The following is a 24351-nucleotide window of genomic DNA, read 5'->3' as shown; positions in this document are numbered from 1 at the left end:
GGTCTTTCTCGTGTCGGACCAAAAACAGAGGGAACCATGCGAGAGATCCTGATCGTCGGTGGTGGCTATGCGGGCTTTTACACCGCCTGGGGACTTGAGAAGTCGTTGCGGGCCGGGGAAGCGAGGATTACGGTTGTCGACCCGCGCCCGTACATGACCTACCAGCCGTTCCTGCCGGAGGTGACGGCGGGTTCGGTCGAGGCCCGCCACGCCGCCGTGTCGCTGCGCCGGCACCTGCGCAAGAGCCGGCTGATCGCCGGAAGCGTGACCGAGATCCGCAGTGCGGACCGGGCCGTGACCGTCCGGCCGGTGAACGGCGCCGACCGCGAACTGCGCTACGACGTCCTGGTGGTCACCGCCGGTGCCGTGACCCGCACCTTCCCCATACCGGGCCTGACGGAGCACGCGATCGGCCTGAAGCACGTGGAGGAGGCGGTGGCCATCCGCGACCGGCTGCTGACCGCGTTCGACCAGGCCGCGTCCCTGCCACCCGGTCCCGAGCGGAGGAAACTGCTGACCGTCACGTTCGTCGGCGGCGGGTTCTCCGGTGTCGAGGGCTTCGGCGAACTGCTCTCCCTGGCCACCGCGATGCTCACGTCCTACCCGGAGCTGAGCTTCGACGAGCTGTCCTTCCACCTGGTCGAGGCCCGGGACCGCATCCTGCCCGAGGTGACCGCCAAGCCGGGTGCCTGGGTCGTGCGCTCCCTGGAGCGCCGTGGCGCCCATGTGCACCTGAACACGCAGCTCACCTCCGCCACGGACGGGCACGTCGTGCTGTCCAGCGGGGAGGAGTTCGACTCCGGGCTGATCGTCTGGACCGCGGGCAACGCCTCCAACCCCGTCGTGCACAACCACACGGACCTGCCGGTCGACGAGCGCGGCCTGCTCGTCGTCGGCGCCGACCTGCGGGTGGTGGGCACCGACGGCGCCCCGGTGCCCGGCGTCTGGGCGGCGGGGGACGACGCTTCCGTACCCGACCTGGCGTCGCCCGTGCCGGGTGCCCGGACGGTGCCCAACGCACAGCACGCGGTTCGGCAGGGCAGGCGCCTGGCCAAGAACATCCGGGCGGAACTGCGCGGGGGGACGGTCCGCGACTATCGGCACAGCAGCCTCGGAGTGGTGGCCACCCTCGGTCTGGGCCGGGGCATCTTCCAGTACAAGGGGATCGTCATCAAGGGACTCCTCGCCTGGCTGATGCACCGGGGTTACCACGTACTGGCCGTGCCCACCTGGGAGCGGAAGGTCCGGGTGCTCACCGTCTGGCTCACCGCGGCCGCCTTCGGCCGGGATCTCGTCTCCCTGGCCTCCGTGCAGCACCCGCGGGACGCGTTCGTCGCGGGCGGCAGGACCCGGCGCCCCGAGGAGCGCCCGGCGGGCGAGCGAACCGGCGTCTGAGCGCGACCGGTCCGGACCCGGCCCGGGTTGATCCCGGGTCGATCCCGGGCCGGTACGGCGGACGGGACGGGCCCGGTGAGGACATCGGGTCAGAGGATCGGAGACCCCCCACTCATGCATTTCGAGCCGTGCCCTGCGGCAAACGACCTCGACCAGGCGGCTTCCGTCTTCGTGGAGCTGCGGCCCCGTCTTTTCGGCATCGCGTACCGCGTGCTCGGCAGCGCGGCCGAGGCCGAGGACGTGGTCCAGGAGGTGTGGCTGCGCTGGCAGCGCACCGACCGCTCCGCGGTGGTCAGCCCCGCGGGCTTCCTCGCGACCACGACGACCCGTCTGGCCATCAACGTCGCACAGTCCGCCCGGGTGCGCCGGGAGACGTACATCGGTCCGTGGCTGCCCGAGCCCATCGACACCGGCGTGGACCCCGAGGTGGGCGCGCAGCGCGCCGAGGCCGTGGAGCTGGCGCTGCTGCTGGTGCTGGAGAAGCTGGGTCCCACCGAGCGCGCGGCCTACGTGCTGCGCGAGGCGTTCGACTACAGCTATCCGGAGATCGCCGGGATCCTCCGACTCAGCGTCGTCAACGTACGGAAGATCGTGAGCCGCGCTCGCGCGCATCTCCTGGCCGAGCGGCGGGACACCGTGGACAGGACGGAGCACCGACGCCTCGTCGAGGCCTTCGTCTCGGCGGCCCGTACAGGTGACGTCGCCTCTCTGGAGGCCCTCCTCACCCCGGATGCCGTCAGTCTGTCCGACGGCAACGGTGTCCGGGGTGCCGCGCGGATTCCCGTTCTCGGCCGGACGCGGGTGGCGAACCTGGCGATGGGGCGCCCGGGTTTCTGGCGGGCCGCGGACCCGCGGCGCGTCGAGGCCAACGGACGCACCGCCGTCATGATGCACCGGGACGGCGCGCCGACCACGCTGCTGACGATCGCCGCTTCACCCGCCGGCATCCACACACTGATGTGGGTGTGGAACCCCGGAAAGATCGCCACGTTCCTCGACTCGCGCTTCCGCCGGGCCTGACCCGGTGGGTGCGCTCCCTCAGGCTCCGGCCGCACAGACAGAGGTCGTCACGGTGCGGAGGCGGGCGGCCGGTTCCAGAGCCGGAGCTTGTCGGGATTGAGGACCACCCAGAGGTGTCCGACCCGGTCGCCCGTGACACCGAGACTGATGATCGCGGCGACCTGGCGGTCGTAGCGCACCACGAGGCCGGTCCGGCCGTTCACGGACTGGGCCCGCAGCGTGGTGTGCGGCCGTCTGGCCAGGAGTACGAGCAGGCTGCGCGCGACCTGCTCACTTCCGCGCACCGGGCGCATCATCGCCCGGACCTTGCCGCCACCGTCGAAGACCGCCGTGGCATCGGGGGACAGCAAGGACCTCAGCCGTCCGAGATCCTCCGCCGCGCAGGCCGCGTGGACGGCGCGGGCCAGCGCGTCGTGCCGCACGAGTATCCCCGGGCGTGAACGCCGCGCGCGAAGCCACCGACGCGCGCGGGCGGCGAGTGCGGCGTACTCCGGCTCCGCAGGCCGCACGGCGCGCGGGACCGCGGCAGGCGCCGTCCCGACGACCTCGCCGTGCGTGACCGGCGCCGAGGCCCGCTCGCGGTCCCGGTCGGGGAAAGCCGGCCGGGCCAGGCAGATGCCTCTGGCGGTCGTCACGAGCCAGGAACGAGGGGCCGCGATGTCCGCGCGTGCCGTGTCGGACAGCGCGTACCACCGGCGGTAGGTCTCGGCGACGACGCCCTCCGCCTCGTCGCCGTCGCCCACCATCCGGTACGCGACGTCGAGCAGCTGCCGGCGCTCGTCGAGCAGCTCCGCGATCGACACCGCGTCACCGGTGTAGTCCATACCGCATCCTCCCTCGAGCAACGGCACCACACAGTGCGGCCGCAGGCTCGACCTCGTCGAAGTGCAGGAGGTCTGCTCACAGGTGCATCGCGCACCTGCTCGCACTCTTCGGCTCCGAACATGAGACCGGGCAGGCGCCCCGCTTGTGACACGTCGCTCCCGCGCCCGCTCCCACCTGCTGATGTCACATCTGAGCCGTTTTTCCGGTCCTAGTGGTGAAGGCAGCGTCTCGGAAGATGGTGGTACGAAATGGACAGCGGCAGCCGGACGGACGAATCGGGACGAGATCCCAGGGGGAACACCTTCGCCGCATGGGCCCGCGGGCGGCTGGGGGTCAGCGGCCCGCGCCGGGACGGCAGGCGCAAGGTGTTCCCGGACCACTGGTCCTTCATGCTGGGGGAGATATCCCTCTACAGCTTCATCGTGCTCGTCCTCACGGGCGTGTATCTGACGTTCTACTTCCACCCGTCGATGGAGCAGGTCCAGTACCACGGCAGCTACGCGCCGTTGCGGGGGCAGACGGTGTCTGAGGCGTTCGACTCGACCCTGCACATATCCTTCGACGTTCGCGGCGGACTGCTGATCCGGCAGGCCCACCACTGGGCGGCGCTGATCTTCGTCGCCAGCCTTCTCGCCCACATGATGCGGATGTTCTTCACCGGTGCCTTCCGCAAACCGCGGGAGCTCAGCTGGGTGCTCGGCTTCCTGCTGCTGGTGCTCGGCATGTTCGAGGGGCTGACGGGATACGACCTCCCGGACGACCTGCTCTCCGGGACCGGGCTCATGGTCGTGAACGGCACCATCCTGTCGGTACCGATCGTCGGCACGTACCTGTCGATGTTCCTCTTCGGCGGCGAGTTCCCGGGGAACGACCTGGTCTCGCGCTTCAACACGATCCACGTCGTGGTGCTCCCCGCGCTGATGACGGCGCTGTTCGCCGGTCTGGTGTTCCTGACGTTCCGTCACAATCGCGCGCAGTACCCGGGACCCGGGCGCACGGAGAGGAATGTCGTCGGCATCCCCCTGCGGTCCTACGCCGTGCGGGCGGCCGGATACTTCTCCCTGGTCACCGGGGTCATCCTCATCATCGCCTCGATCGCGCAGATCAACCCCGTCTGGCTGTACGGCCCCTACCGCCCCGACCAGGTCACGGCGGGATCGCAACCCGACTGGTACATGGGCGTGGCCGACGGGCTCCTGCGGGTCATGCCCGGCTGGGAGGTCGTCCTGTGGGGACACACCCTCGCCCTCGACAACCTGATACCGCTGGGGGTGGGGACCGGTCTCTTCCTGCTCATGGGCGCCTACCCCTTCATCGAGGCCTGGGTCACCGACGACGACCGGGACCACCATCTCCTGGACCGGCCGCGGAACCGGCCGGTGCGCACGGCACTGGGCGCGGCGTGGATCAGCGTCTACGCCGTGGCACTGCTCGGCGCGGCCAACGATGTGATCGCCACCCGCTTCCACATCTCGGTCAACGCGGTGACCTGGGCCGTTCGCGTCGGGCTCTTCGTCATGCCCCTCGTCGTCTTCGCGGTCACGAAGCGCTGGGCGCTCGGCCTCCAGCTCAGTGACCGCGACAAGGTGGTGCACGGCCGCGAGACCGGCGTCATCAAGCGCATGCCGAACGGCGAGTACGTCGAGGTCCACCAGGCCCTCAGCCCGGAACGGCTTCGTGCCCTGACTGAGCACGAGCAGTACCTGCCGATCAGCGTCGACACGACGGACCGCACGCAGCGGCTGCGGGCCAGGCTCAGCCGGGGTCTGTACGGCGAGGGCACGCAGATCCCCAAGCCCGTCGTCCGCGAGCACGAGGAGATCGCGGACTAGTGGGGCGGGCCCCACGCGAGGGCGTACTCGCGCGCCGAGGCACACGGGTCCGCGGCGGCGCAGATGCCGGACACGACGGCCGCTCCGGCTGCCCCGGCCTCCCGCAGCAGCGGCAGGTCGGCCGGGGTGACGCCGCCGATGGCCACGGCGGGCAGCGTGCTGAGCCGGACGAGACGGGCGAAGCCGTCGTGGCCGAGCGAGGGCGGGGCGTCGTGCTTGGTCCGGGTCGCGTGCAGCGCGCCGATGCCGACGTGGTGGACGTCCGCCGGGTCCTCGGCGGCGGCGCGCAGTTCGCCGGGGGTGGCGGCGCTCAGCCCCAGTACCGCGTCCCGCCCGATCAGTTCGCGGACGGTGGCCGGAGGCAGGTCCGACTGGCCGATGTGGACGCCCGTCACGCGCACGCCGGCGGAGCGTGCGGCCAGGAACACGTCCACCCGGTCGTTGACGATCAGCGCCACGCGTTCCGGGAGGACGGCGGCCACCGCCGTGACCGTGCGCAGGAAATCCCCGCCGTCGGCGTGCTTCTCACGGATCTGCACCGCGGTGACGCCCCCCGCCACCGCCGCGGCGACGGTCTCGGCCACGCCGCGGCCCCGGGCCCGGCACTGGGCCGCGTCCGTGACCAGGTAGACCGACAGATCGACCGGTGCCCGCGTCACGACACGGAGGCCCGCTCGGCGATGTCGGACTCCCGCAGTGCGGCGAGCGCGTCCAGGAACGCCACGGCGAAACTGCCGGGCCCGGACGACGACTTCGCGGCCAGCTCGGCGGCGACCGTGTACACCGTGACGGCGGCCACCGTCGAGGAGAACCGGTCCCCGTCCACCGCCGCGAAGGCGGCCATCACGGCCCCCAGCGCGCAGCCCCCGCCCGTGACCCGGGTCAGCAGGACGTCCCCGTTGGCGACGCGGGCGGTGCGCTCCCCGTCGGTGAGGAAGTCCACGGGGCCGGAGACGGCGACCACCCCGCCGGTCTCCCGCGCCAGCCGGTGCGCCGTCTCCTCCGCGGCCTCGACGCCGTGGGAGGTGTCCACTCCGCGGCCGCCGCCGCCCGCTCCCGCGAGCGCGATGATCTCCGAGGCGTTGCCCCGTACGATCGTCGGCCGCAGTTCCAGGAGTTCGCGTGCCAGCGCGGTGCGCACCGGCAGCGCGCCGACGGCCACCGGGTCGAGCACCCAGGGGGTGCCGGCGGAGACAGCCGCCCGCGCGGCCTCGACCATGGCGGTGCGCTGCTCGGCGTGCGGGGTGCCGAGATTGACCAGGACGCCCGAGGCGATCCCGGCGAACGGGCCGGCCTCGTCCGGGATGTCGACCATGGCCGGTGCGGCGCCCAGCGCCAGCAGCACGTTGGCGGTGAACCCCGTGACCACCGCGTTGGTCAGGCACTGGACCAGCGGGGAGTCCGCCCGTACGCGTGCGAGCGCCTGCGCGGCGAAGGCGGTGTGGTCGGCGGATGTCGGGGGCATGGGTGTCGCTCCTTCGGGGTGGAGGTGTCCGGGCGTGCCTGCGGCCGGTGCGCCGCGCTCAGGGGCGCCGGCGCAGCCGCAGCGGGGCATACACCGCGAGGGCCACGAGGAACGCCACGTAGTACGAGAGGTCCGCGCCGTGCAGGGCGGAGGCCACCGGGCCCACGTACAGGCTGGTGTCCATGAACGGTACGGCCGCGGCGAAGGCGGTGACGAACGCGAGGACGGCGGGCAGGCCGGGCTGGAGCCGGTCGGTCTCCGCGGCGAGGTCGATCTCGGCACCTGCCCGGGCCCGCGCCCGGGCCAGCCAGTCGACGACGACGATCGCCACGAACCCGGGAATCCAGTAGCCGACGAACAGCAGCACGTTCTGGAAGCGGGCGGTGGTGTCGGCGGCGTGCATCCACAGCACCAGGGGGAAGCCGAGGGCGGCGGCGAAAGCGGCCGCCACCGGGCGCGGGACGCGCACACCTGAGGTCTGCAGGGCGAGGGATCCGCTGTAGTCGTTCATGGCGTTGCTGCACAGGGCGGCCAGGGCCACGGCGAGCAGTCCGAACGCGCCCAGCGGCCCACCGCCCAGCAGGTCCGCCACACCCGCGGCGGTCTGGTCGGTCAGGACGGACGCGCCCCACAGCCCGAGGGCCTGGACGGCCGCGAAGGACACCACCAAGCCGGCCAGGGTGAACCAGAACATGCGCGAGCGCGAGGCGGTCCGAGGCAGGTAGCGGCTGAAGTCGCTGGCGTACGGAGCCCAGGACAGCGACAGGCTCAGCGCGATGGTGCTGGTCAGGACGAACGCGCCGCCCCGGTCGGCGCCGTGGGCCGCGCCGGTGGCCGCGGGGTGCACACCGTCGAGCAGCTTCCAGGCGATCAGCGCGAACGCGGCGGCGAGCACGAAGGTCATGATGATCTGGAGCCGGTGGATGGCCTCGTAACCGAGGACGCCGAGAGCGCCCTGGGCGAGCATCATGATCAGGACGCCGAGCCAGAAGGGCAGGCCGCACAGCCGGGCCAGCGCGTCGCCGCCGAAGAGGCCGATCAGCGCGTCCCAGGCGACCGACGACAGCCATTGCAGGATGCCCGGCAGCGCGACCGCCCGGCCGAAGGCGAGCCGGGCCAGCGGCAGCTGCCCTGCGCCGGTCCGGCTACCCCAGGTGCCGAGGTAGGCGGTGGGTATCGCGCCGACCACGGTGCCGAGCACGACGGCCACGAGCGCGGTGGCGAAGTCCAGGCCGAGCGCGATGCCGATGGTGCCGGTGAACACGCCGGTCATGGTGAGGTTGGGGGCGAACCACACGGTGAACAGCCGCCCCGGGCCGCCGTAGCGGTTGCTCTCGGGGACCGGCCGGATGCCGTGCGCTTCGATGCGGAGATCGCCTGCGGCGGCAGGCATGCGCCCGTCGAAGACGGTCTGCCGGCCGTCGGCGGGCAGACCGCCGGAAACATGCGTCCAAGGCATGAAAGACATCCCTCCGCCAGTACGAACTGGTTCAGGTTCGACGGGTGTGATCTCAGCCCCTCGCAGGGGCACCCCGTGTCCGGTACGACGGACAGACTAACCCGAGCGCTTCGCTCAGCGGGTCGATGGGAGGGCATGACCACCACCTGGTCGGCGGGCGACGGGGTCAAATGCCGTCAAAGGTCCACCGCGTGGCGAGCGGCGGTGCTCCCCGTCAGGGGACGTCCGGCCGCCCGGGCCGCACCGCCGAGATGTCGAACGCCAGCTTCACGGTGGCGCTGACCAGAACGTCCCGAACGCCGGGTGCCGTGTTCCGGCCGAGTCCCCAGTCGGAACGCCGCAGGGTGGCCGTGCCCTTGAAGCCCACGCGGTACGTGCCATGGGCGTCCCGGCGGACCCCGCCCGTCGCGAGGTCGATCCGCAGGGGCAGGTCGACGTCCTTGATCCGCAGGCTGCCGGACATGCGGAACCGGTCCTCACCGATGGCGACGATGCCGGTGGAACGGAAGGCCATGAGGGGGAACGCCGCCGCGTCGAGGAAGCCGGGACCGGTCAGGCGCGCGTCCCGCCCGGGCAGACCCGTGCGCAGGCTGCCGGTCTGGACGCTCAGATGGGCACTCGACCGGGTGGGACGGCGTCCGTCGAGGTGCAGGAGCCCCTCGAAGTCGGTGAACCTTCCGCGCACGTGCGCGAGCATCGCGTGCCGGACAGAGAAGCCGATCGTGCTCTTCAAGGGGTCGAGGAGGTAGACGCCGGTCAGTGCGGCACGGGGCCGTCGCCCGCGAAGCCGGTCGCCACGACATTCCCGGGCGCAGGCGGCCGGTTCCTTCGTGCCGTGGCCGCCGGGTCGGCGTGCCGCCCGCAGCGGCCCGTGGCGGCGTACGGGTGCGGGACGCACCGACGTCCCCCATGCCGATGGCCCCTGCCCCCCGGCGGGCAGGGGCCACCCGCGGACCTCACTGCTGCCGCGCGAACCAGTCGGCGAACCGGGTCCCGGCGAGCTGCGCGCCGGCACCGGGCACGAGCGAGTTCTCCTCCAACTCGGACCCGAAGTACGGGGCGCGCGGGTCCGCGACGACCGTGCGCGGGTCGTTCTGGGCGGTGAGCACGTCGCGGACCATCTCGTCGAACCGGAACGTGTCGGGGCCGGCGATCTCCACCGTGCCGTCGAGGGGGGTACCGGCCGCGGTGCGGGAGACGACGGCGGCCACGTCGTCGGAGTGGATGGGCTGGAACTTGACGGGAGCGATGCGCACCGTGTCCCCGTCGGTCGCCGAGTCCGCGATCCCGTTCATGAACTCGAAGAACTGCGTGGCGTGGACGACGGAGTAGGGCAGGCCCGACTCCTTGATCAGCTCCTCCTGGGCCAGCTTGGCACGGAAGTAGCCGTTCTCCGGGAGCCGGTCGGTACCGACGATGGAGAGCGCGACGTAATGCCTGACTCCGGCATCCGCAGCCGCCTTCAGGAGGTTGGTGGTGCAGGTGCGGAAGAAGTGCATCACGGCCTCGTCCTCGAACGAGGGTGAGTTGGAGACGTCGACCACGACCTGCGCGCCCTGGAGCACCTCGGCGACGCCCTCTCCGGTCAGTGTGTTGACGCCCGTGTTGGGCGAGGCAGCGACGGCCTCGTGCCCGTGGTCGCTGAGATTGCGGACGACCTTCGAGCCGATCAGCCCGGTTCCGCCGACGACTACGACCTTCATGGGGGGATCCTCTCTGGGGATTCTGCAGTACGGGGATAGACCGGATGGCGATCCGGTGTGTGACAGGACCCGGCGGCCCGCGCGGCATCGCGCCCGGGCCTGGGCGTCACTCGGCGAGCTTTCCCTCGGTCGAGACGTCCTCCATCAGGGAGGCGATCGCCTCGGGTATGGCCGGAATGCTCTCGTGGGTGATTCCCGTCGTCGGGGACCAGACGAGATTGACCTGCAGCGCGGGGTCCAGGTCCGGGTAGTCGCTGCGGTTGTGGCAGCCACGGGTCTCGCGACGTTCCAGCGCCGATTCGAGCGTGGCCCGCGCAGCCAGGGCCGCGCCCTTGAGGTCGAAGGCGTGGGCGAGGTCCTGGAAGCCGGCGATGTCGGGGTGGACACCGACGTTCTCCATCCGCTTCTCGACGGCGGAGAGTTCCTCCAGCCCGGTGCGCAGCCCCTGTTCGTCGCGGACGACACCCGCGTGCTCGGTCATGGTGTTGCGGATGGCGCGCTGGAGGGCGCGGACGTTCTCGGGGCCGTTCGCCGCGAGGAGGTCGTCGATCTCGGCGCGGGCCCGCGCCACGGCGGAGGCCGACCGCGGCTGCGAGGTCAGCGCCCGGGAGTATGCGGCGGCCGCCTGCCCCGTGAGGCGGCCGAAGACCAGCAACTCGATGAGGCTGTTGCCGCCGAGCCGATTGGCCCCGTGCAGCCCGCTGGAGGCCTCGCCGATGGCGTACAGGCCGCGGACGTCCGTGCTGTGGTCCTCGGGCCGCACCCAGACACCGCCCATCGAGTAGTGCGCGGTGGGCGCGATCTCGATCGGTTCGCGGGTGATGTCCAGCATCTGCAGGTCCATGAGGGTCTGGTAGACCCGGGGGAGCCGCGTCATGATCGTCTGCCGCGGCAGATGCGAGACGTCGAGCCACACGCCTCCCTTGGGGGTGCCGCGGCCTTCCTTGATCTCCGTGTAGGAGGCGAGCGCCACGCGGTCGCGCGTGGACAGCTCCATGCGCTCGGGGTCGTAGCGGGTCATGAAGCGCTCGCCGAGCGCGTTGCGGAGGACGCCGCCCTCGCCGCGCGCGGCCTCGCTGACGAGCGTGCCGGCGGCGTTCTCCGGCTCGATGATGCCGGACGGGTGGAACTGCACCAGTTCGGCGTCCCGCAGGCGCGCGCCGGCGTCCACGGCCAGGCGGAACGCGTCACCGGTGTTCTCGTCGCGCCGCGAGGACGTGCGGCGCCAGATACGCGTGTGACCGCCGGCCGCGAGGATGACGGCGTCGGCATAAATGAGGTACCGCGTCCCGTTCGCGACGTCGAAGCCGTACGCACCGAAGACGGCGCCGTCGTGCACCAGGAGCCGGGTGATGTAGACACCGTCGAGCACCGGGACGTCGAGCTGCTCCGCCCGCCTGATCAGGGTGCGCTGGATCTCCAGACCGGTGTAGTCGCCGGCGAAGGCGGTGCGCCGGAACTTGTGCGCGCCGAAGAAGCGTTGGGAGATCCGGCCGTCCGCCTCCCTGGCGAACGCCATGCCGTACCGCTCGAGGTCGTCGATGCCCAGGGCGGCACCCTGGGTGACGGTCCGCACGGTGCGGGGATCGGCGAGCAGATAGCTCTCCTTGAGGGTGTCGGCGGCGTGCTGCTGCCAGCTGTCCTCGGGGTCCATCGTGGCCAGGGCCGCGTTGATGCCTCCCGCGGCGAGTGCCGTGTGGGCGTCCCCCTTGGGCCGCTTGCCGACGGCGAGGACGTCGACACCGGCCTCGGCCAGTTCGATTGCCGCGCGCAGCCCGGCTCCTCCTGTACCGATCACCAGCACCATGGTGGAAAGACGTCGTTCGGTGATAGCCACGGTCTGCTCCGATTGTCTGGGTCGTTGTCAGCTAGGACCGGGCGATCGGGTCATCTGTGACACCCCCGGTGACGACGAGCCGTCAGGAAACGACCTGGTCCAGGGGCACGCCGGGGTCGGCCAGCAACGCAGGGTCCACCTTCGACCGGGAGGTGATCAGGGACCGGATGGGATCCATGACGTCCCACACGTTGACGCTCATGCCGGCCAGCACGCGGTTCCCGGCCGTCCAGAAGGCGATGAACCGCCGCTCGGTGACGTCCCCCCGGAAGACGACGCGGTCGTAGCCGCCGGGCTCGGCGTACCCGGTGTACTCCATGCCGAGGTCGTACTGATCGGTGTAGAAGTACGGCAGCCGGTCGTGGACGGCGTCGGCACCGAGCATGGCCCGCGCGGCCGTGTAGGGCTGGTGCAGTGCGTTGGCCCAGTGCTCGACGCGGATGTGGCGGTCGAGGAACGGGTGGTAGGCGTTGGCGACATCACCCGCGGCATACACGTCGGGTACCGAGGTCCGCAGGTGCGCGTCGGTGACGATGCCGTCGCGCACCTCCAGGCCGGCGTCCTGTGCGAGGTGCGCATTGGGCGTGATGCCGATGCCCACGACCACCGCGTCCGCGGCGACGTGACCGCCGTCGGCGAGCCGGACCCCGTCCGCCCGGCCCTGCGTCCCGGTGATGCGCTCCACCTGCACGTTCGGGCGCAGATCGACGCCGTGGTCGATGTGGAGACCGGCGAACACCTCGGCCGCCTCACGTCCGAGCACCTTCAGCAGCGGCAGCTCCGAGTGCTCCAGCACCGTGACCTGCGCCCCGGCCGTCCGGGCGGCCGCCGCGGTCTCCAGGCCGATCCACCCGGCGCCGATCACGACGATCCTGGCGCCCGGGGTGAAGGCGGCCTTGAGCCGGTCGCTGTCACCCACCCGGCGCAGGTACAGGACGTTGTCCAGGTCCGCACCGGGCACGGACAGCCGGCGCGGTGACGAGCCGGTGGCCAGGAGCAGCTTGGCGTAGGACAGCCGGTGCCCACCGTCGACCTCGACCGCGCGGGCCCTCCAGTCGAGCGCCGTGACGCTGGTGTCCAGCAGGAGGTCGACGTCGTGCTCGGCGTACCAGTCCTCGGGATGCACCTCGAGCGACTCGCGGGCCTCCGTGCCGAGCAGGTAGCCCTTGGAGAGCGGCGGACGGGTGTAGGGCCGCTGCGGTTCGTCGCCGATGACGACGAGCCGGCCGGTGTGGCCGTGCTCGCGCAGCGCCTCCGCCGCCCTGCCCGCGGCCAGGCCGCCTCCGACGATCACGAAGGTGTTCTCAGGGGACAAGATGTTCCTCATTTCTGGAGTGGACACACGGCGATCCGGGCCCCGGCGAGGAGCCGCCGGGCGCTGTCGTGCGGGGACCGCGCCCGGCGGCTCCGGCGGGATCCGCCGGCTATTCCACGAAGTACGAGTCGTGCTCGTCGAGGAACCGGGCGCGCTCCTCGTCCGTGGCATCGGCCAGGTGGGACAGCCCCTCGAAGTACTTCTCGCGCGGTGCGCCCGGTGCGAACAGCAGCAGCATCTGGGCCGGCGCGTCGGAGTCGTTGCGGTAGGCGTGGAGTCCGCCCTGCGGCACGTGCAGGAAGTCGCCCTTGCGTGCGTCGACCCACTCCTCGCCGTTGAACAGGCGGACGGTGCCGTCGAGGATGAAGAAGGACTCCGAGATCGACCGGTGGAAATGCGTCTTGGGGCCGCCCGCCCTTGGGCTCATCTCGACCCGGTAGAGGCCGAATTCGCCCCGTGTGGTGGCGGTGGTCGCCAGATAGTGGAAGGCGTCCTTGCCGGCCTCGCCGAGGTCCGGTCCCGCGCTCTCCGGCCGGAACCGCGCGCTGACCTCGCCGCCCTGCCCGAAGTACACCTGCTGCGGATACGACATGTACACCATTCCCTACGTGTGCTCGGCGCAACGATGCGTGGAGGGGACGTGTGCGAGACCGCCCCCGCATGCCAGACCGAGTACGACCCCCGTGTGTGACACGGAGCCGTGCCGGCGCCCGTACCCGGCACCTGTCACACGAGCGGTGCGTCCCCGGTCGTACCTGTGGAGCACTCATGCAAGCGTGAGGCGGACCGATCTACGGAGGTGCAGCGCAATGTCGGACAAGGACACGGCGGGCAACGCCGGTGGGCAGGCGCAGTCCGGGACGTGGCAGACGGCGATCACGATGCTTCAGGACGTCACCCCGCCCCACATCCCGGAGGGGGCCTCGGGGATGACCATCCTCGTCGAGTGGCCGCCCGGGGACCCGGGGACGCCTCCGCACCGCCACACGGGCCCGGCCTTCGGGTACGTGATCGAGGGCGCGGTGCGTTTCGAGCTGGAAGGCGAGCCCGAACGCGTGGTCAGGGCCGGTGAGACCTTCTGGGAGCCGGGCGGCGACGTCATCCACTACCAGGACGGCAATGCCCTCACGGACGCGCGGACGCGCTTCGTCGTGACCATGCTGTGCGCGCCGGGCCGGCCGATGCTCACGCTGGTCGACCAGGAGGAGCTGGCGCAGCGGACCCACCTGCGTGCCCCGCGCCCCGCCGGGGCGTGACCGTACCGCGCGACGCAATCTTGACACCGAATATCCAGGATATGTAACGTCCTTGATAGTTCGACGGATGCTGCCCAGGCGCGCCGACTTCCCCGGGGGTAACTTCGGTGCCATAAGGGCATTCCGGACACAGTTATCGAAAGACGGGTCGTGCCATGAAGCTCGCGGTTGTCGGTGGTACCGGACTGATCGGGTCGCAGGTCGTCGAGAAGCTCGACGCGGCCGGTCACGAAGCCATCCCGCACTCGCTGTCCACGGGTGTGGACCTGCTGAGCGGCAAGGGCGTCGACGAGGCCGTGACCGGCGCGGACGTCGTGATCAACCTGACGAATTCGCCGACCTTCGACGAGGCCTCGGAGGCTTTCTTCCGGCAGTCGATGGACAACCTCGTCGCCGCGAGCGAGCGCGCCGGCGTCGGGCACTTCGTCGTCCTGTCCATCGTCGGCGTGGACAAGGTGCCCGCCCTGGACTACTACCGGGCCAAGGTGCTCCAGGAGGACATCCTCAAGGCCGGCTCGGTCCCGTACTCCATCGTCCGCGCCACGCAGTTCATGGAGTTCATGGAGGCGACCATGGCGTGGACGACGGAAGGCGGCACCGTCCGGCTGCCCAGCACGCCGATCCAGCCGATCACCGCCGCGGAGGTCGCGGGCGCCGTCGCCGACGTCGCCGTCGGCAGCCCGCTCGGCGGAGTCCTCAACGTGGCGGGGCCGGACGTCTACCCGCTCGACGAGATCGGCCGGCTGACGGTCACCGCCAAGGGTGACGGGCGCTCGGTCGTGACCGATGACACCGCCGGCATGTTCGCGCTCGTCGAGGGTGACGCCATCATCGCCCCCGCCGGTGCCCGCATCGCCCCCACCCACTACACCGACTGGCTGTCCCGGGCCTGAGCCGGCCGCCAGGTCCGGTGGCGGTCCGTACGGATCGGCGAGATGCCGCCGCCTTGGGCGGCGGACTCGCCGAGCAGCGAGGATAGGCAAGGCAAGGAATGCCGTCGAAGAGCAATCCAGCGGACGACTCCCGAGGTCTTCAGGAGGCGGAGGACGCGTTCCGTGAAGCCCGCGGCTGTATGTTCGGCATCGCGTACCGGATCCTCGGCAGTGCCGGCGACGCGGAGGACGTGGTCCAGGAGGCCTGGATCCGCTGGCAGACCTACGACCGGTCGAAGGTGGAGAACCCGCAGGCGTTCCTCGCGACGACCGTGACCAGGCTCGCGATCAACGTCCTGCAGTCGGCCCGGGTCCGCCGTGAGACGTACGTCGGTCCGTGGCTGCCGGAACCGGTCGACACCAGCAGCGATCCGGAGCTGGGCGCCGTGAACGGGGAAGCGCTGGAAATCGCGGCGCTGATGCTGCTGGAGAAGCTCACGCCCACGGAACGCGCGGCGTATGTGCTGCGCGAGGCGTTCGACTACCCGTACGCGCAGATCGCGGAGATCATCGACCAGACGCAGGCCAATGTGCGGCAGTTGGTGAGCCGGGCGCGCAAGCACCTCGCCGCGGAGAAACGCGCCAGCGTCGCGACGGCCGAGCACCGGCGCTTCCTGGCGGCGTTCGTCGCGGCCGCGCAGTCGGGGAACGTGGCCGTGCTGGAGGAGTTGTTCGCGGCCGACGTCATCTCGTACGCCGACGGCGGAGGAGTCGTCCGGGCGTCGAAGTACCCCGTCGTGGGCCGCCACCGCGTGGCGAAGTACTGCCACGCCTTCGCCGACCGCTTCTGGGCGGGCGTCACGGTGGACCCCGTCGAGATCAACGGCCGGGCCGGGGTGCGTCTGACCCGCGACGGCGTCGTGTTCGCCGCCCTCTCCCTGCATGTCGCCCCCGACGGCATCGACCGGCTGATGTGGATGATGAACCCGTCGAAACTGGCTGCCTTGGCGGCCTGAGCGGCGCTTTCGCGGTGACGGTCCGCCATTCGTGCGGTCACGTGTGCAGGGCCACAGCAAGGGTCCGGCGTGAGCCCGGCGTCCTCCTGTTATGTTCGACGTACGGCGAACATCGAATGAAGGGCCTTGCCATGACCAACTCTGCGACCAGCTCCACCGATCTGCGTTTCTCCGGTCGCGTCGCGATCGTCACGGGGGCGGGATCGGGCATCGGCCGTGCCACGGCCGTCGCCCTGGCGGCGTCGGGCGCGCGGGTGCTCGGCGTCGGGCGTCGCAAGGAGGCGCTGCAGGAGACCGCTCGCGCGCACTCGCGTATCGCGATCCTGCCGCTCGACATCCGTGGGGACGACGCCGCGCAGACGGTCGTCGCCGCGGCCGTGGAGCGGTGGGGGCGGCTCGACGTCCTCGTGAACAACGCGGGCGCCACGGCCGTCATGCCCCTGGCGGAGACGGACCGTTCGGTGATCACCGAGCTGTTCGGGCTCAACGTGACGGCGCCGAGCATGCTCGCCCACGCGGCACTCCCGTACCTGCGGGAGTCCTCGGGCTCCGTCGTCAACGTCTCGAGCACCTACGGCCACCGCCCCCTGGCGGGCGGAGCCCACTACGCCGCGACCAAGAGCGCCGTGGAACAGCTGACACGGAGCTGGGCCCTCGAAGTCGCCGCCGACGGCGTGCGGGTGAACGCCGTCGCCCCCGGGCCCACCGCGACGGACGTCCTGGTCGCCGCGGGACTCGCCCCTGAGGCCGTCAACTCGATGCTCGCGTACGAGCGCGACCGCATCCCGGCGGGCCGCCTCGCCGACCCCGGGGACATCGCGGAGTGGATCCTCCGCGTCGCCGATCCGGCGGTGACGCACCTCACCGGTCAGGTCATCACGGTTGACGGAGGCCTGGAGCTCGTCTGACCGGCACGGGCCGGGGGACCCGCACCGCACCGCCCCTCGCGGCGGGTCCACCGCACGTGGCCGGGGACGGGCAAGGCGGGCCGGCCCCGAGGGGCCGCCCCGCCTTGCCCGCGCCGCTTCCGCCGATCGGCGGCTACTGCTTCTTGAGCGTGAAGTCGCCGGTGACGGTGGCCCCCTTCTTGATCCTCATGGTGGTGGCCACCGGCCGGTAGCCGTCCTTGGCGACGATGACACTGAGCGGGTTGTTGCGGGAGTCGAGCCACAGCGAGTACGTGCCGTCCGCGGCCGTCCGCAGCGAGTAGCCCGCCGCCCAGCTGTCGATCTCGACGGTGGCGCCGGCCAGCGCCTTGGTCGTGCCGTCGCTCTGGAGGCCCCGGACGGTTCCGGTGATCTTGCCCCAGGTCTTCGGCGGGTCGACGTGCAGGGACACCGCGACCTTCCGCATCCCGTACGGGCTGTCGTTGTCCAGCGCCAACTGCGCGGTGAAGTCCCCCGGTTGTGTGATCTCGGGCACCGAGGCGTCCAGCGTGACGGCGACGGTGGTGCTCGCCCCGGGCTGTAGGGTGAAGTGCTGGGTGCTCGTCCTCAGCCAGGTGACATCGGTCGATCCGCCCTGGTCGTACCCGGGCAGGAACTCCACGGCGGTGGTGGGGGTGTAGGGCTCGCTGCCGCCGCCGACCTTGTACATTCCGAGGCCCGCGCCTCCACGGTAGGTCGCGACGTCGGCGTTGGGCAGCGCGGACCAGCCGCCGGCCTCGGGGTCGTAGGCGAAGCCCCGGTTGGTGATGGCCTCGCCGGTGATACCGCTCGAGATCACGAGCTTGTCGTCGGCCGCGGTGTAGGACGAGCCCCACAGCGGGACCGGCAGGTCGGGAAGCGAGGTCCAGGCATTGGTGACCGGGTCGTAGACGTAGGCGTGCTTGCTCTCCCCGAGGGAGTCGGCGTCGCCTCCGGCGCAGTACAGCTTGCCGTTGACACCGGCGCACGACTCCCAGGAGGTCTTCTCCGGGTAGTCGGCGATGCGCGACCAGCTGTCGGCGTCGGGGTCGTAGGCGTACGCCTCGGCGGTGCCGCAACGGTCGTCGCAGCCGCCGACCGTGTAGAACTTCCCGTCGAGGGCGGCGTTGCCCTGGCCCGCGTAGGGCACGGGGGCCGGCGCGCCGGTGGTCCAGACGTCGGTGACGGGGTCGTAGATCTCCAGCTTGGGGTCCGTCTTGTTGTCGGGGGTCCATCCGCCGACGACATAGAACTTCCCGTCGACGAACTGGGCCGAGGGGGCCTCGCGGCGGTCGGCCGCGTCGGCGGCCCGGGTCCAGCTGCCGACGACCGGGTCCAGGACGTACATCGCGTTGGTGACGTCGAGGCCGGTGAAGCCGAAGCCGGAGTAGACCTTGCCCTGATACGTGCCCACCGCGTTGCCGAGTGCCGCCTCCGGGAGGCTGGGGGCGGTCTGCCAGGCGGCGCCCGACGGCGAGGCCGCGGCGGGCCTCGGCGCGACCGCGGGCCGGCCGGTCTTGCTCGCGTGCGGGGAGAAGTGCCCCTTGACGGTCTGCAGCGGTGCGCCGCTGCCGAGGGCCTGGATCCGGAAGCCGCCCGCCCGCTCGCCCAGGGCGACGGTGGTGGGCGCGCCGCCGGTGTTCTTGACCGTCAGGTTCCGGGTGGCCGAGCCGCCCCAGCCGACGGTGGCGGCCACGGGGTCCGGAGTCACGGTCAGCCGGCCGGCCTTGAGCTGGTACGAGGCCGATACGGCACTGTCGGCACCGACGTCGACCGTCTTGGTCAGCTCCGTGTAGCGGGGCCTGGCCGCGGTCAGGTCGTGCTGGCCGAGGTGGGGCGAGAACAGCAGGTAGAGGCCGTCACCGAGGGCGGGGTCCTCGGGGGTGGCCACGGTGGTCGCGGCCACCTTCGGGTCGTCGTCGGCGGTGACGGCGGCGCCGACCAGGCCCTGGCCGGTGTTGGCGTCGGTCACCGTGCCGGTGACCAGGCCGCCGGGGACGGCCGTGTAGTCGCGGTTGCCGACGAACACGTCGTCGACGCCCCACCACCAGGCGAACTCGGTGACGAAGTGGAAGCGCACCCGGACGTCCTGCTCGCCGGCGAACCCGGTGAGCGGGATCTCGACCTTCGCGTGGTCCGCGAAGCCCGCCGTCGCCGTCCACAGCGACTTCCAGGTGGCGCCGTCGTCGGAACTGGCGTCGACCTGGACCGCCTGGTCGCCGAACGCGAAGTACATGGCGTCGAAGGCGAGTTCGGGGTCGGAGGCGCCGGTGAGGTCGAAGGCGGGGCTGATCAGCTGGGAGTCGAGGGGCTCCCCGATCGTGGGGTTGTCCGCGATGGCGAAGGCGCCGTCACCGCCGGTCTGGTTGCCGCGCCCGGCCGGGTCGTCGAAGGCCCAGCCGCCCTGGGTGCCGTCGGCGCTGACGACGCGCCAGCCCTCGGGAGCCGAGTCGGTGGCGGCGAAGTGCTCGGTGGGGCCGGTCGGGTGCACGGCGTAGCCGGGTGCGGTCGCCTTCCACGGGTCGGCCGGCAGCGGCACCTTCAGCGTCTGCGGGGCGTCGGCGACGGTGACGGACCTGGTGGCGCGCGTGTAGCCGGGCAGTGCGGCCTCGACGTGCAGCGTGTAGTCGCGGCCCTGGGGGAGGGAGAGGGTGAAGGCGCCGGTGGCGGGGTCGGTCCACACCGGTCCGCCGGGGACCCCGTCGGCGGTGATCCTGGCGTACAGCGGCCAGCCGTGGCCGGAGCCGTCGGTGACCTTGCCCGAGACGGTCTGGCTGGGGACGCTGTCCAGCGCGAAGTCCCGGGTGAGAGCGCCGTCCTCGGTGACGTCCACGTCCTTGGCGCTGCCGGTGGCGTACCCGTAGGCGTCGACCGTGACGTCGTAGGTGTCCACCGGGAGGCCCAGGGAGTAGCGGCCGTCCGCCCCGCTGTGCGTGACGTTGTCGGTCCCCGCGCTGACGGTGGCGCCGGCGAGGGGCTTGCCGGTGGCCCGGTCGGTGACGGTGCCGGACAGCGTCCCGTGCGGGCCGGTGCGGAAGGCCCGCAGGCCGTTGGGGGTGCCCAGACCGGTCGGACCGTCGTAGCCGGCGGTGCCGGTGCACAGGTAGGCCGGTGCGCAGGCGCCGTTGCTGCCGCCGGTGACGTCGTACAGGCCCCCGCCCGCGGCGTAGGGGTACGAGTTGGGGTAGGTGCCCGCGACGGGGACGCCGGCGCTGGCGTAGACCGCGGCGATGATGGGGGAGCCGGCGCTGGTGCCGCCGAACTGCGCCCAGCCGCCGCCGCCGTAGGTCTGGTACACGGCGACCGGGGTGGCGGGGTCGGCCACGGCCGAGACGTCGGCGACCGAGCGGTTCGCGCAGCCGGTGTCCGTCTGGAACGCGGGCTTGGGCTCGTAGAGCGAGCAGCCCGACCCGGCGCCGTCCCAGGCGGTCTCGGACCAGCCGCGGGCGGCGGTGCCGTCGGCGGTCAGGGAGGTGCCGCCCACCGCGGTCACGTACGGTGAGGCGGCGGGGTAGGACACGCCGTACCCGAAGTCACCCGACGAGGCGACCATCGCGACGCCGGGGTGGTTGTAGTGGACGTCCAGTCCCACGGTTCCGGAGGGGTCCTCGCCGCTGCCGAAACGGTAGTCGGTGCCGTAGGAGTTGGAGACGAACTTGGCACCCATCGCGACCGCCTGGTCGACGGAGGCGCCGAGGTCGTCGAAGTTCGGGGTGTCGGCCTCGACGAGCAGGATGCGGGCGTTGGGCGCGATCGCGGAGACCATGTCGAGGTCGAGGGAGATCTCCCCGGCCCAACCCGGGTCCGGCTGCGGGTAGTCGGTGCCGCCGCGCTGGTCCACCTTCGTGAAGCAGCCGTTGTCCGTGGTGCAGGCCGGCAGGCCGTACTGCTCGCGGTAGACCGCCAGGTCCTCCTCGGCGGTGGGGTCGTCGAAGGCGTCGACGATGGCGATGGTCTGCCCGGCGCCGCCGCCGGCCGGGAGGTTGTAGGCCGCACGCAGGTCGTCCGGCCCGAACCCGCCGGGAGCCGCGGCGGTCCGCAGGCCCTTGCCCGCGGTGACATCGGTGCGGCGCAGGGCGTAGCAGGTCGCCTCGCCCTTCTTCGCGGCGTCGCAGGCGGCCTCGTAGGGCACGTGGCCGCCCGCGGCGGCGGGCGTCGTCCTGGCGGCGGCGGTGGGCGCCGCGGCCTGGGACGGCGTCTGCACACCCAGGACGGCCATCGCGGCCGCGCTGAGAACCGCCAGCACGGTGGACACCGGTCTCCGGAGTGGCGGACCGGATATGTGTGGTGCGCGCAACGTTCGACTCCCCAGTCATCACATGAAACGTCGACTCATGAAGGTGCAACGGGCGATCATCCGCGGTCGCCGGGAGTCCATTAGCGGAGAGATCTTGTGTTCATGTCAACGCCGTAAACGCCCAAAGCGGCCACCGATTTGCGCTCTGCGGTGAGCCGGGCGTGGATGTGTCCGGAATCCGGAGAGCCGACGTGGAGGTAACGGCGCCAGGCGTGACAGGCCGCACCATGCGGGGTGTTGAGGTGCGGATCACCCGATGTCCGGCTCGGCGCAATGGTGTTGAGGGCGAGCCTGCGGCCGCCTCCAGGAAGGGCGCGAGCATTCGACGGCATTGCCGTCCCGGACTTCTTTTCCTGCTCACCGGGACGCGGGAAATCGCCCTGTGGGGGAGTTCGGGATTGACCCTCCGTGCAACCGGACCGGTATTCCCTTTGTCTTTTCGGTGGATTCCGGTCGGTGACGATGACAGGTCACCCATGTGCGGCCGGTGGTGACCACGGCTGCGAAGGGGACCTTCTGTCGCGGCCGGCGGCCGAGGCCGTCAGTGCCGTCCGCTGGGCGCGAACGGCGCGTAGTGGGCGGGCGGGTGCTCGATCGGCAGACCGGGACGCCATGCGGTCAGTACGTGGGCGCTGGGGACGAAGAGGCCGTCGGGAAGCCGGTCGAGCGGGAACCATCGCCAGTCGCTCACTGGCTCGCCCGGTTGGTCCGCGGGCTCGCCCGACCAAGCGCTGACGACCGCGCCGATCGTCATCCTGGGCACGTTGCCGACGCGGTCCACGAGGGTTCCCATGAGGACCACGTCCTCCTCGCGGGCGATGCAGCCGGTCTCCTCGGCGAGTTCCCGCACGACGGCCTGCTGCAGCGACTCGCCCGGCTCGAGTCTGCCGCCCGGCAGTTCTCGTGTGCCCCTGTCATGGAGGCCGAGGAGCACGCCCCGCGGGCCGTGGAGGACCGCGCCCACGCCGATGGCCGCGTGCGGCTCCGGAGGCTGACCGGTGCGCGGCCGGCTGGTCGCGCGGGCGCGGTGACGGACCCGGAAGAGCGAGCAGGTGAGCGGGTTGTCCTGCTCCGGGGCCCTGAGGGTGTGCACCTGCTCGACCACAAGTCCGTTCTGGGCGAACAGGGCCGTCCAGGCTGCGGAGTCGAGCACCCACATCCGGACGGTGAGGCGGTCGCCGCCGGCCAGCGGCAGGATCTCGGGTCGCGGGGTGACGGTCGTGGAGGGCCCATGGCCCTGGGAGTTGGTGTGCAGGACGGAGAACGCCAGGCGGCCGCCGGGCGCGAGCGCCGCGGCGAGGGCAGGTACGAGACGGAGGGGATCGATGAAGGCGAACCCGTGAATCGAGTAGATGACGTCGTACGGCTCGGCGCGCCGCAGGTGTTCGACGGCGTCGGCGAGGATCAGGTTCAGGCCCGGCTGGAGGCTGTACCGTTCGGTGGCCCGCCGGTGCTGTGAGGGCGATGCGTCAACGGCGTCGACCAGGGCGCCTCGTTCGCGGGCGAGGTACGCCGCGTACCTGCCCATGCCCGAGCCGAGGTCCAGGACCCGGCGGCCACTGAGATCGCCCAGGATCTCGTCGCCGGGCCCGGTCGGCCAGAACCCCCACGTCAGGCGATCGACATCGGGTACATCGGTGTCCCTGCGGAGGTGGTGGTCGCCGTACGCCGTCCATGCGGCGTTGTTGGTCTGCTCGGAATCCAAGCGCTGCCTCCGATCGGTCGACGGGCGGCTGCCCGTGAGGAGCAGAGACCCTCAGGTCGTATGGCCGCGGGTCCGCCGGTGCCTGACGGCTCGTCGCACTTCTTGGAGGCCGGCGGATCCCAGGGCGACGCAGCCGGCGAGGACGAGGGCCTTGTCGGACCACGTCATGTGCTGCTCGGACGACATGCGGAAGATTCCGGTGATGACGAAGGCGGCGGCGATGAGCCGTCCGGGCCAGTCGGACGGCGGTGCGTGCCGCTTTGGCGGGGGTGGAGTGATGTCGTCGGCCACGGCGCTGATTCTGGCCCATGACGGTCCCGCCGACCAGCTCGGAGGTCTCACCAGGGTTCCTGCCGCGGGGTGTTGCGGATGGCGACGCAGGCGATGTCGTCGGTGAGGCGGCCGTTGCTGTGACGGAGGAGGGCCTGGTGGAGGAGTTCGAGGACCGCGGGGGGCGAGGTGGTGTCGGTCGCGCGGGTCCAGGCGGTGAGGGGGAAGAAGACGCCTTGGTCGTCGCGGGTCTCGGTGACACCGTCGGTGTAGAGGAGCAGCAGGTCGCCGGGGGCGAAGGGGATCCGTTGGACGTGGTATTCGGAGCCGACGAGCTCGGCGAGGTTGATCGGCGGGGACGGGGCGGCGGCCTCGATGCTCCGGGTGGTGTTCCGGTGGACCAGCACGGCCGGAGGGTGCCCGCAGCTGAGCACGGAGACCTGGGTGCCGGTGGGCGGGATCTCGACGATGACGGCCGTGGCGAAGCGCTCGGAGCCGTCGGGGGCGGGCACGTCGACGTTGTAGCGCGCGAGGGAGGTGTCCAGTCGACGCGCGAGCCGGCCCAGGTCGGGGGCGTCGTAGGCGGCTTCGTGGAAGGAGCCGAGGACGGCGGCCGAGACGCCGACCGCGGGCAGCCCCTTTCCCCGGACGTCGCCGAGGATGAGGCGCAGCCCGTGCGCGGTGTCCGCGGCGGCGTAGAAGTCCCCGCCGACGCGGGCCTGGGGTGCCGCCGCGAGGTAGAGCGTCGCGATCTCCAGATTCCGGATGCGGCGGGGCACGGGCCGCAGCAGGACCTCCTGGGTGGCGTCGGCGACGGCCCGGACCTGGGCGAGGGTGTGTTCGCGCTGGAGGCGCAGGTGGCTGGCGTAGGCGGCCGCGAGCGTGACGGCACCGATCGCGCCCGCGGTGTACAGGGCGGACATGTCGGAGAAGGCGAGGGCGAAGCCGATGACCGGGAGCAGGCAGACGACCCCGAGGGTGAGGGTCGCCCTCACCGACCAGACCGACGCGGCGAGCGCGGGCGCGGCCGGCAGCAGCCGGGTGAAGGGGACGTCCTGCGGGGTGAACACCGCCAGGAGGCCGATCACCAACGTCAGGAGCACGGGAGACAGGAGCACCGGGTCGCGCCGCCCGTAGAGGCCGCAATGCATCCTCAACCGTCTCAGAACATGCATGGGC

The 24351-nt window shown here is 71.6% G+C and carries 20 protein-coding genes and 1 riboswitch; of the genes, 7 read left to right on the top strand and 13 right to left on the bottom strand.

Translation table 11 applies throughout. The annotated features are described in order from the left end of the window. Nucleotides 1-36 precede the first annotated feature (36 nt). Both ACIP98_RS04220 and ACIP98_RS04215 read left to right on the top strand, forming a co-directional pair. Nucleotides 37-1395, top strand: coding sequence for an NAD(P)/FAD-dependent oxidoreductase (locus tag ACIP98_RS04220; protein WP_401973646.1), 1359 nt, complete (start codon nucleotides 37-39; stop codon nucleotides 1393-1395). Nucleotides 1396-1509: 114 nt separating this feature from the next. Then, the gene (locus ACIP98_RS04215; RefSeq protein WP_401973644.1) at nucleotides 1510-2415 is read left to right on the top strand and encodes a sigma-70 family RNA polymerase sigma factor; all 906 of its coding nucleotides are present in this window, start codon (nucleotides 1510-1512) and stop codon (nucleotides 2413-2415) included. A gap of 47 nt (nucleotides 2416-2462) precedes the next feature. On the opposite strand, the gene ACIP98_RS04210 is transcribed toward ACIP98_RS04215, so the two are convergent. Beyond that, nucleotides 2463-3239: a sigma factor gene (locus tag ACIP98_RS04210; RefSeq protein ID WP_319657485.1), complete on the bottom strand. Its 777-nt coding sequence runs from the start codon at nucleotides 3237-3239 to the stop codon at nucleotides 2463-2465. Nucleotides 3240-3488: 249 nt separating this feature from the next. Between ACIP98_RS04210 and ACIP98_RS04205 the strand changes: the two genes are divergently transcribed. Continuing rightward, nucleotides 3489-5072, top strand: a complete 1584-nt coding sequence (locus ACIP98_RS04205) for a cytochrome b N-terminal domain-containing protein (RefSeq protein WP_319657484.1) — start codon at nucleotides 3489-3491, stop codon at nucleotides 5070-5072. Here the strand turns inward: ACIP98_RS04205 and thiE are convergent. From thiE to ACIP98_RS04165, 8 genes are all read right to left on the bottom strand, one after another. Continuing rightward, nucleotides 5069-5731 carry a thiamine phosphate synthase gene (gene thiE / locus ACIP98_RS04200; RefSeq protein WP_319657483.1) on the bottom strand — a complete coding sequence of 221 codons (663 nt, stop codon included), beginning with the start codon at nucleotides 5729-5731 and terminating at the stop codon, nucleotides 5069-5071. The genes ACIP98_RS04205 and thiE overlap by 4 nt on opposite strands. Further along, nucleotides 5728-6537 carry a hydroxyethylthiazole kinase gene (gene thiM / locus ACIP98_RS04195; RefSeq protein ID WP_401973641.1) on the bottom strand — a complete coding sequence of 270 codons (810 nt, stop codon included), beginning with the start codon at nucleotides 6535-6537 and terminating at the stop codon, nucleotides 5728-5730. Before thiM ends, thiE begins: the two co-directional genes overlap by 4 nt. Nucleotides 6538-6595: 58 nt before the next feature. After that, entirely contained in the window at nucleotides 6596-7996 is a 1401-nt protein-coding gene (locus tag ACIP98_RS04190) for a cytosine permease (RefSeq protein WP_319657481.1), read from the bottom strand. Beyond that, nucleotides 7988-8082: riboswitch (TPP riboswitch) on the bottom strand. Its footprint overlaps the gene before it by 9 nt. A 128-nt stretch (nucleotides 8083-8210) precedes the next feature. Beyond that, nucleotides 8211-8756, bottom strand: coding sequence for a YceI family protein (locus ACIP98_RS04185; RefSeq protein WP_401973969.1), 546 nt, complete (start codon nucleotides 8754-8756; stop codon nucleotides 8211-8213). Nucleotides 8757-8952: 196 nt separating this feature from the next. Beyond that, on the bottom strand, nucleotides 8953-9699 hold the full coding sequence (locus tag ACIP98_RS04180; RefSeq protein WP_401973639.1) for an SDR family oxidoreductase: 747 nt from the start codon (nucleotides 9697-9699) through the stop codon (nucleotides 8953-8955). Between the two features lie 106 nt (nucleotides 9700-9805). After that, entirely contained in the window at nucleotides 9806-11506 is a 1701-nt protein-coding gene (locus tag ACIP98_RS04175; protein WP_401973967.1) for an L-aspartate oxidase, read from the bottom strand. 112 nt (nucleotides 11507-11618) lie between these two features. Further along, nucleotides 11619-12863, bottom strand: coding sequence for an NAD(P)/FAD-dependent oxidoreductase (locus ACIP98_RS04170; protein ID WP_401973637.1), 1245 nt, complete (start codon nucleotides 12861-12863; stop codon nucleotides 11619-11621). A 97-nt stretch (nucleotides 12864-12960) separates the two neighbouring features. After that, nucleotides 12961-13443, bottom strand: a complete 483-nt coding sequence (locus ACIP98_RS04165) for a cupin domain-containing protein (RefSeq protein ID WP_319657477.1) — start codon at nucleotides 13441-13443, stop codon at nucleotides 12961-12963. Between the two features lie 289 nt (nucleotides 13444-13732). On the opposite strand from ACIP98_RS04165, the gene ACIP98_RS04160 reads away from it, so the two are divergent. From ACIP98_RS04160 to ACIP98_RS04145, 4 genes are all read left to right on the top strand, one after another. After that, the gene (locus ACIP98_RS04160) at nucleotides 13733-14107 is read left to right on the top strand and encodes a cupin domain-containing protein (protein WP_319657837.1); all 375 of its coding nucleotides are present in this window, start codon (nucleotides 13733-13735) and stop codon (nucleotides 14105-14107) included. 155 nt (nucleotides 14108-14262) lie between these two features. Then, nucleotides 14263-15000 carry an NAD(P)H-binding protein gene (locus tag ACIP98_RS04155; RefSeq protein ID WP_319657476.1) on the top strand — a complete coding sequence of 246 codons (738 nt, stop codon included), beginning with the start codon at nucleotides 14263-14265 and terminating at the stop codon, nucleotides 14998-15000. Nucleotides 15001-15098: 98 nt separating this feature from the next. Further along, on the top strand, nucleotides 15099-15995 hold the full coding sequence (locus ACIP98_RS04150) for an RNA polymerase sigma-70 factor (protein WP_401973634.1): 897 nt from the start codon (nucleotides 15099-15101) through the stop codon (nucleotides 15993-15995). Nucleotides 15996-16126: 131 nt separating this feature from the next. Next, on the top strand, nucleotides 16127-16903 hold the full coding sequence (locus ACIP98_RS04145) for an SDR family NAD(P)-dependent oxidoreductase (RefSeq protein ID WP_401973632.1): 777 nt from the start codon (nucleotides 16127-16129) through the stop codon (nucleotides 16901-16903). A 133-nt stretch (nucleotides 16904-17036) separates the two neighbouring features. Here the strand turns inward: ACIP98_RS04145 and ACIP98_RS04140 are convergent, their stop codons facing one another. The 4 genes from ACIP98_RS04140 to ACIP98_RS04125 form a co-directional block, all read right to left on the bottom strand. Beyond that, on the bottom strand, nucleotides 17037-21155 hold the full coding sequence (locus ACIP98_RS04140; RefSeq protein ID WP_401973630.1) for a carboxypeptidase regulatory-like domain-containing protein: 4119 nt from the start codon (nucleotides 21153-21155) through the stop codon (nucleotides 17037-17039). A gap of 583 nt (nucleotides 21156-21738) precedes the next feature. Next, nucleotides 21739-22902, bottom strand: coding sequence for an NUDIX domain-containing protein (locus ACIP98_RS04135; RefSeq protein WP_401973628.1), 1164 nt, complete (start codon nucleotides 22900-22902; stop codon nucleotides 21739-21741). Between the two features lie 51 nt (nucleotides 22903-22953). Continuing rightward, the gene (locus ACIP98_RS04130) at nucleotides 22954-23193 is read right to left on the bottom strand and encodes a hypothetical protein (protein ID WP_401973626.1); all 240 of its coding nucleotides are present in this window, start codon (nucleotides 23191-23193) and stop codon (nucleotides 22954-22956) included. Nucleotides 23194-23240: 47 nt separating this feature from the next. Further along, complete coding sequence (locus tag ACIP98_RS04125) at nucleotides 23241-24347, bottom strand: PP2C family protein-serine/threonine phosphatase (RefSeq protein ID WP_401973624.1); 1107 nt, start codon at nucleotides 24345-24347, stop codon at nucleotides 23241-23243. Nucleotides 24348-24351: the final 4 nt, after the last annotated feature.

The sequence above is a fragment of the Streptomyces sp. NPDC088354 genome, assembly GCF_044753585.1.
Classification (GTDB): domain Bacteria; phylum Actinomycetota; class Actinomycetes; order Streptomycetales; family Streptomycetaceae; genus Actinacidiphila.
Note: the sequence above shows the minus strand (reverse complement) of the source record. Positions and strands in the feature narration are given on the sequence as shown.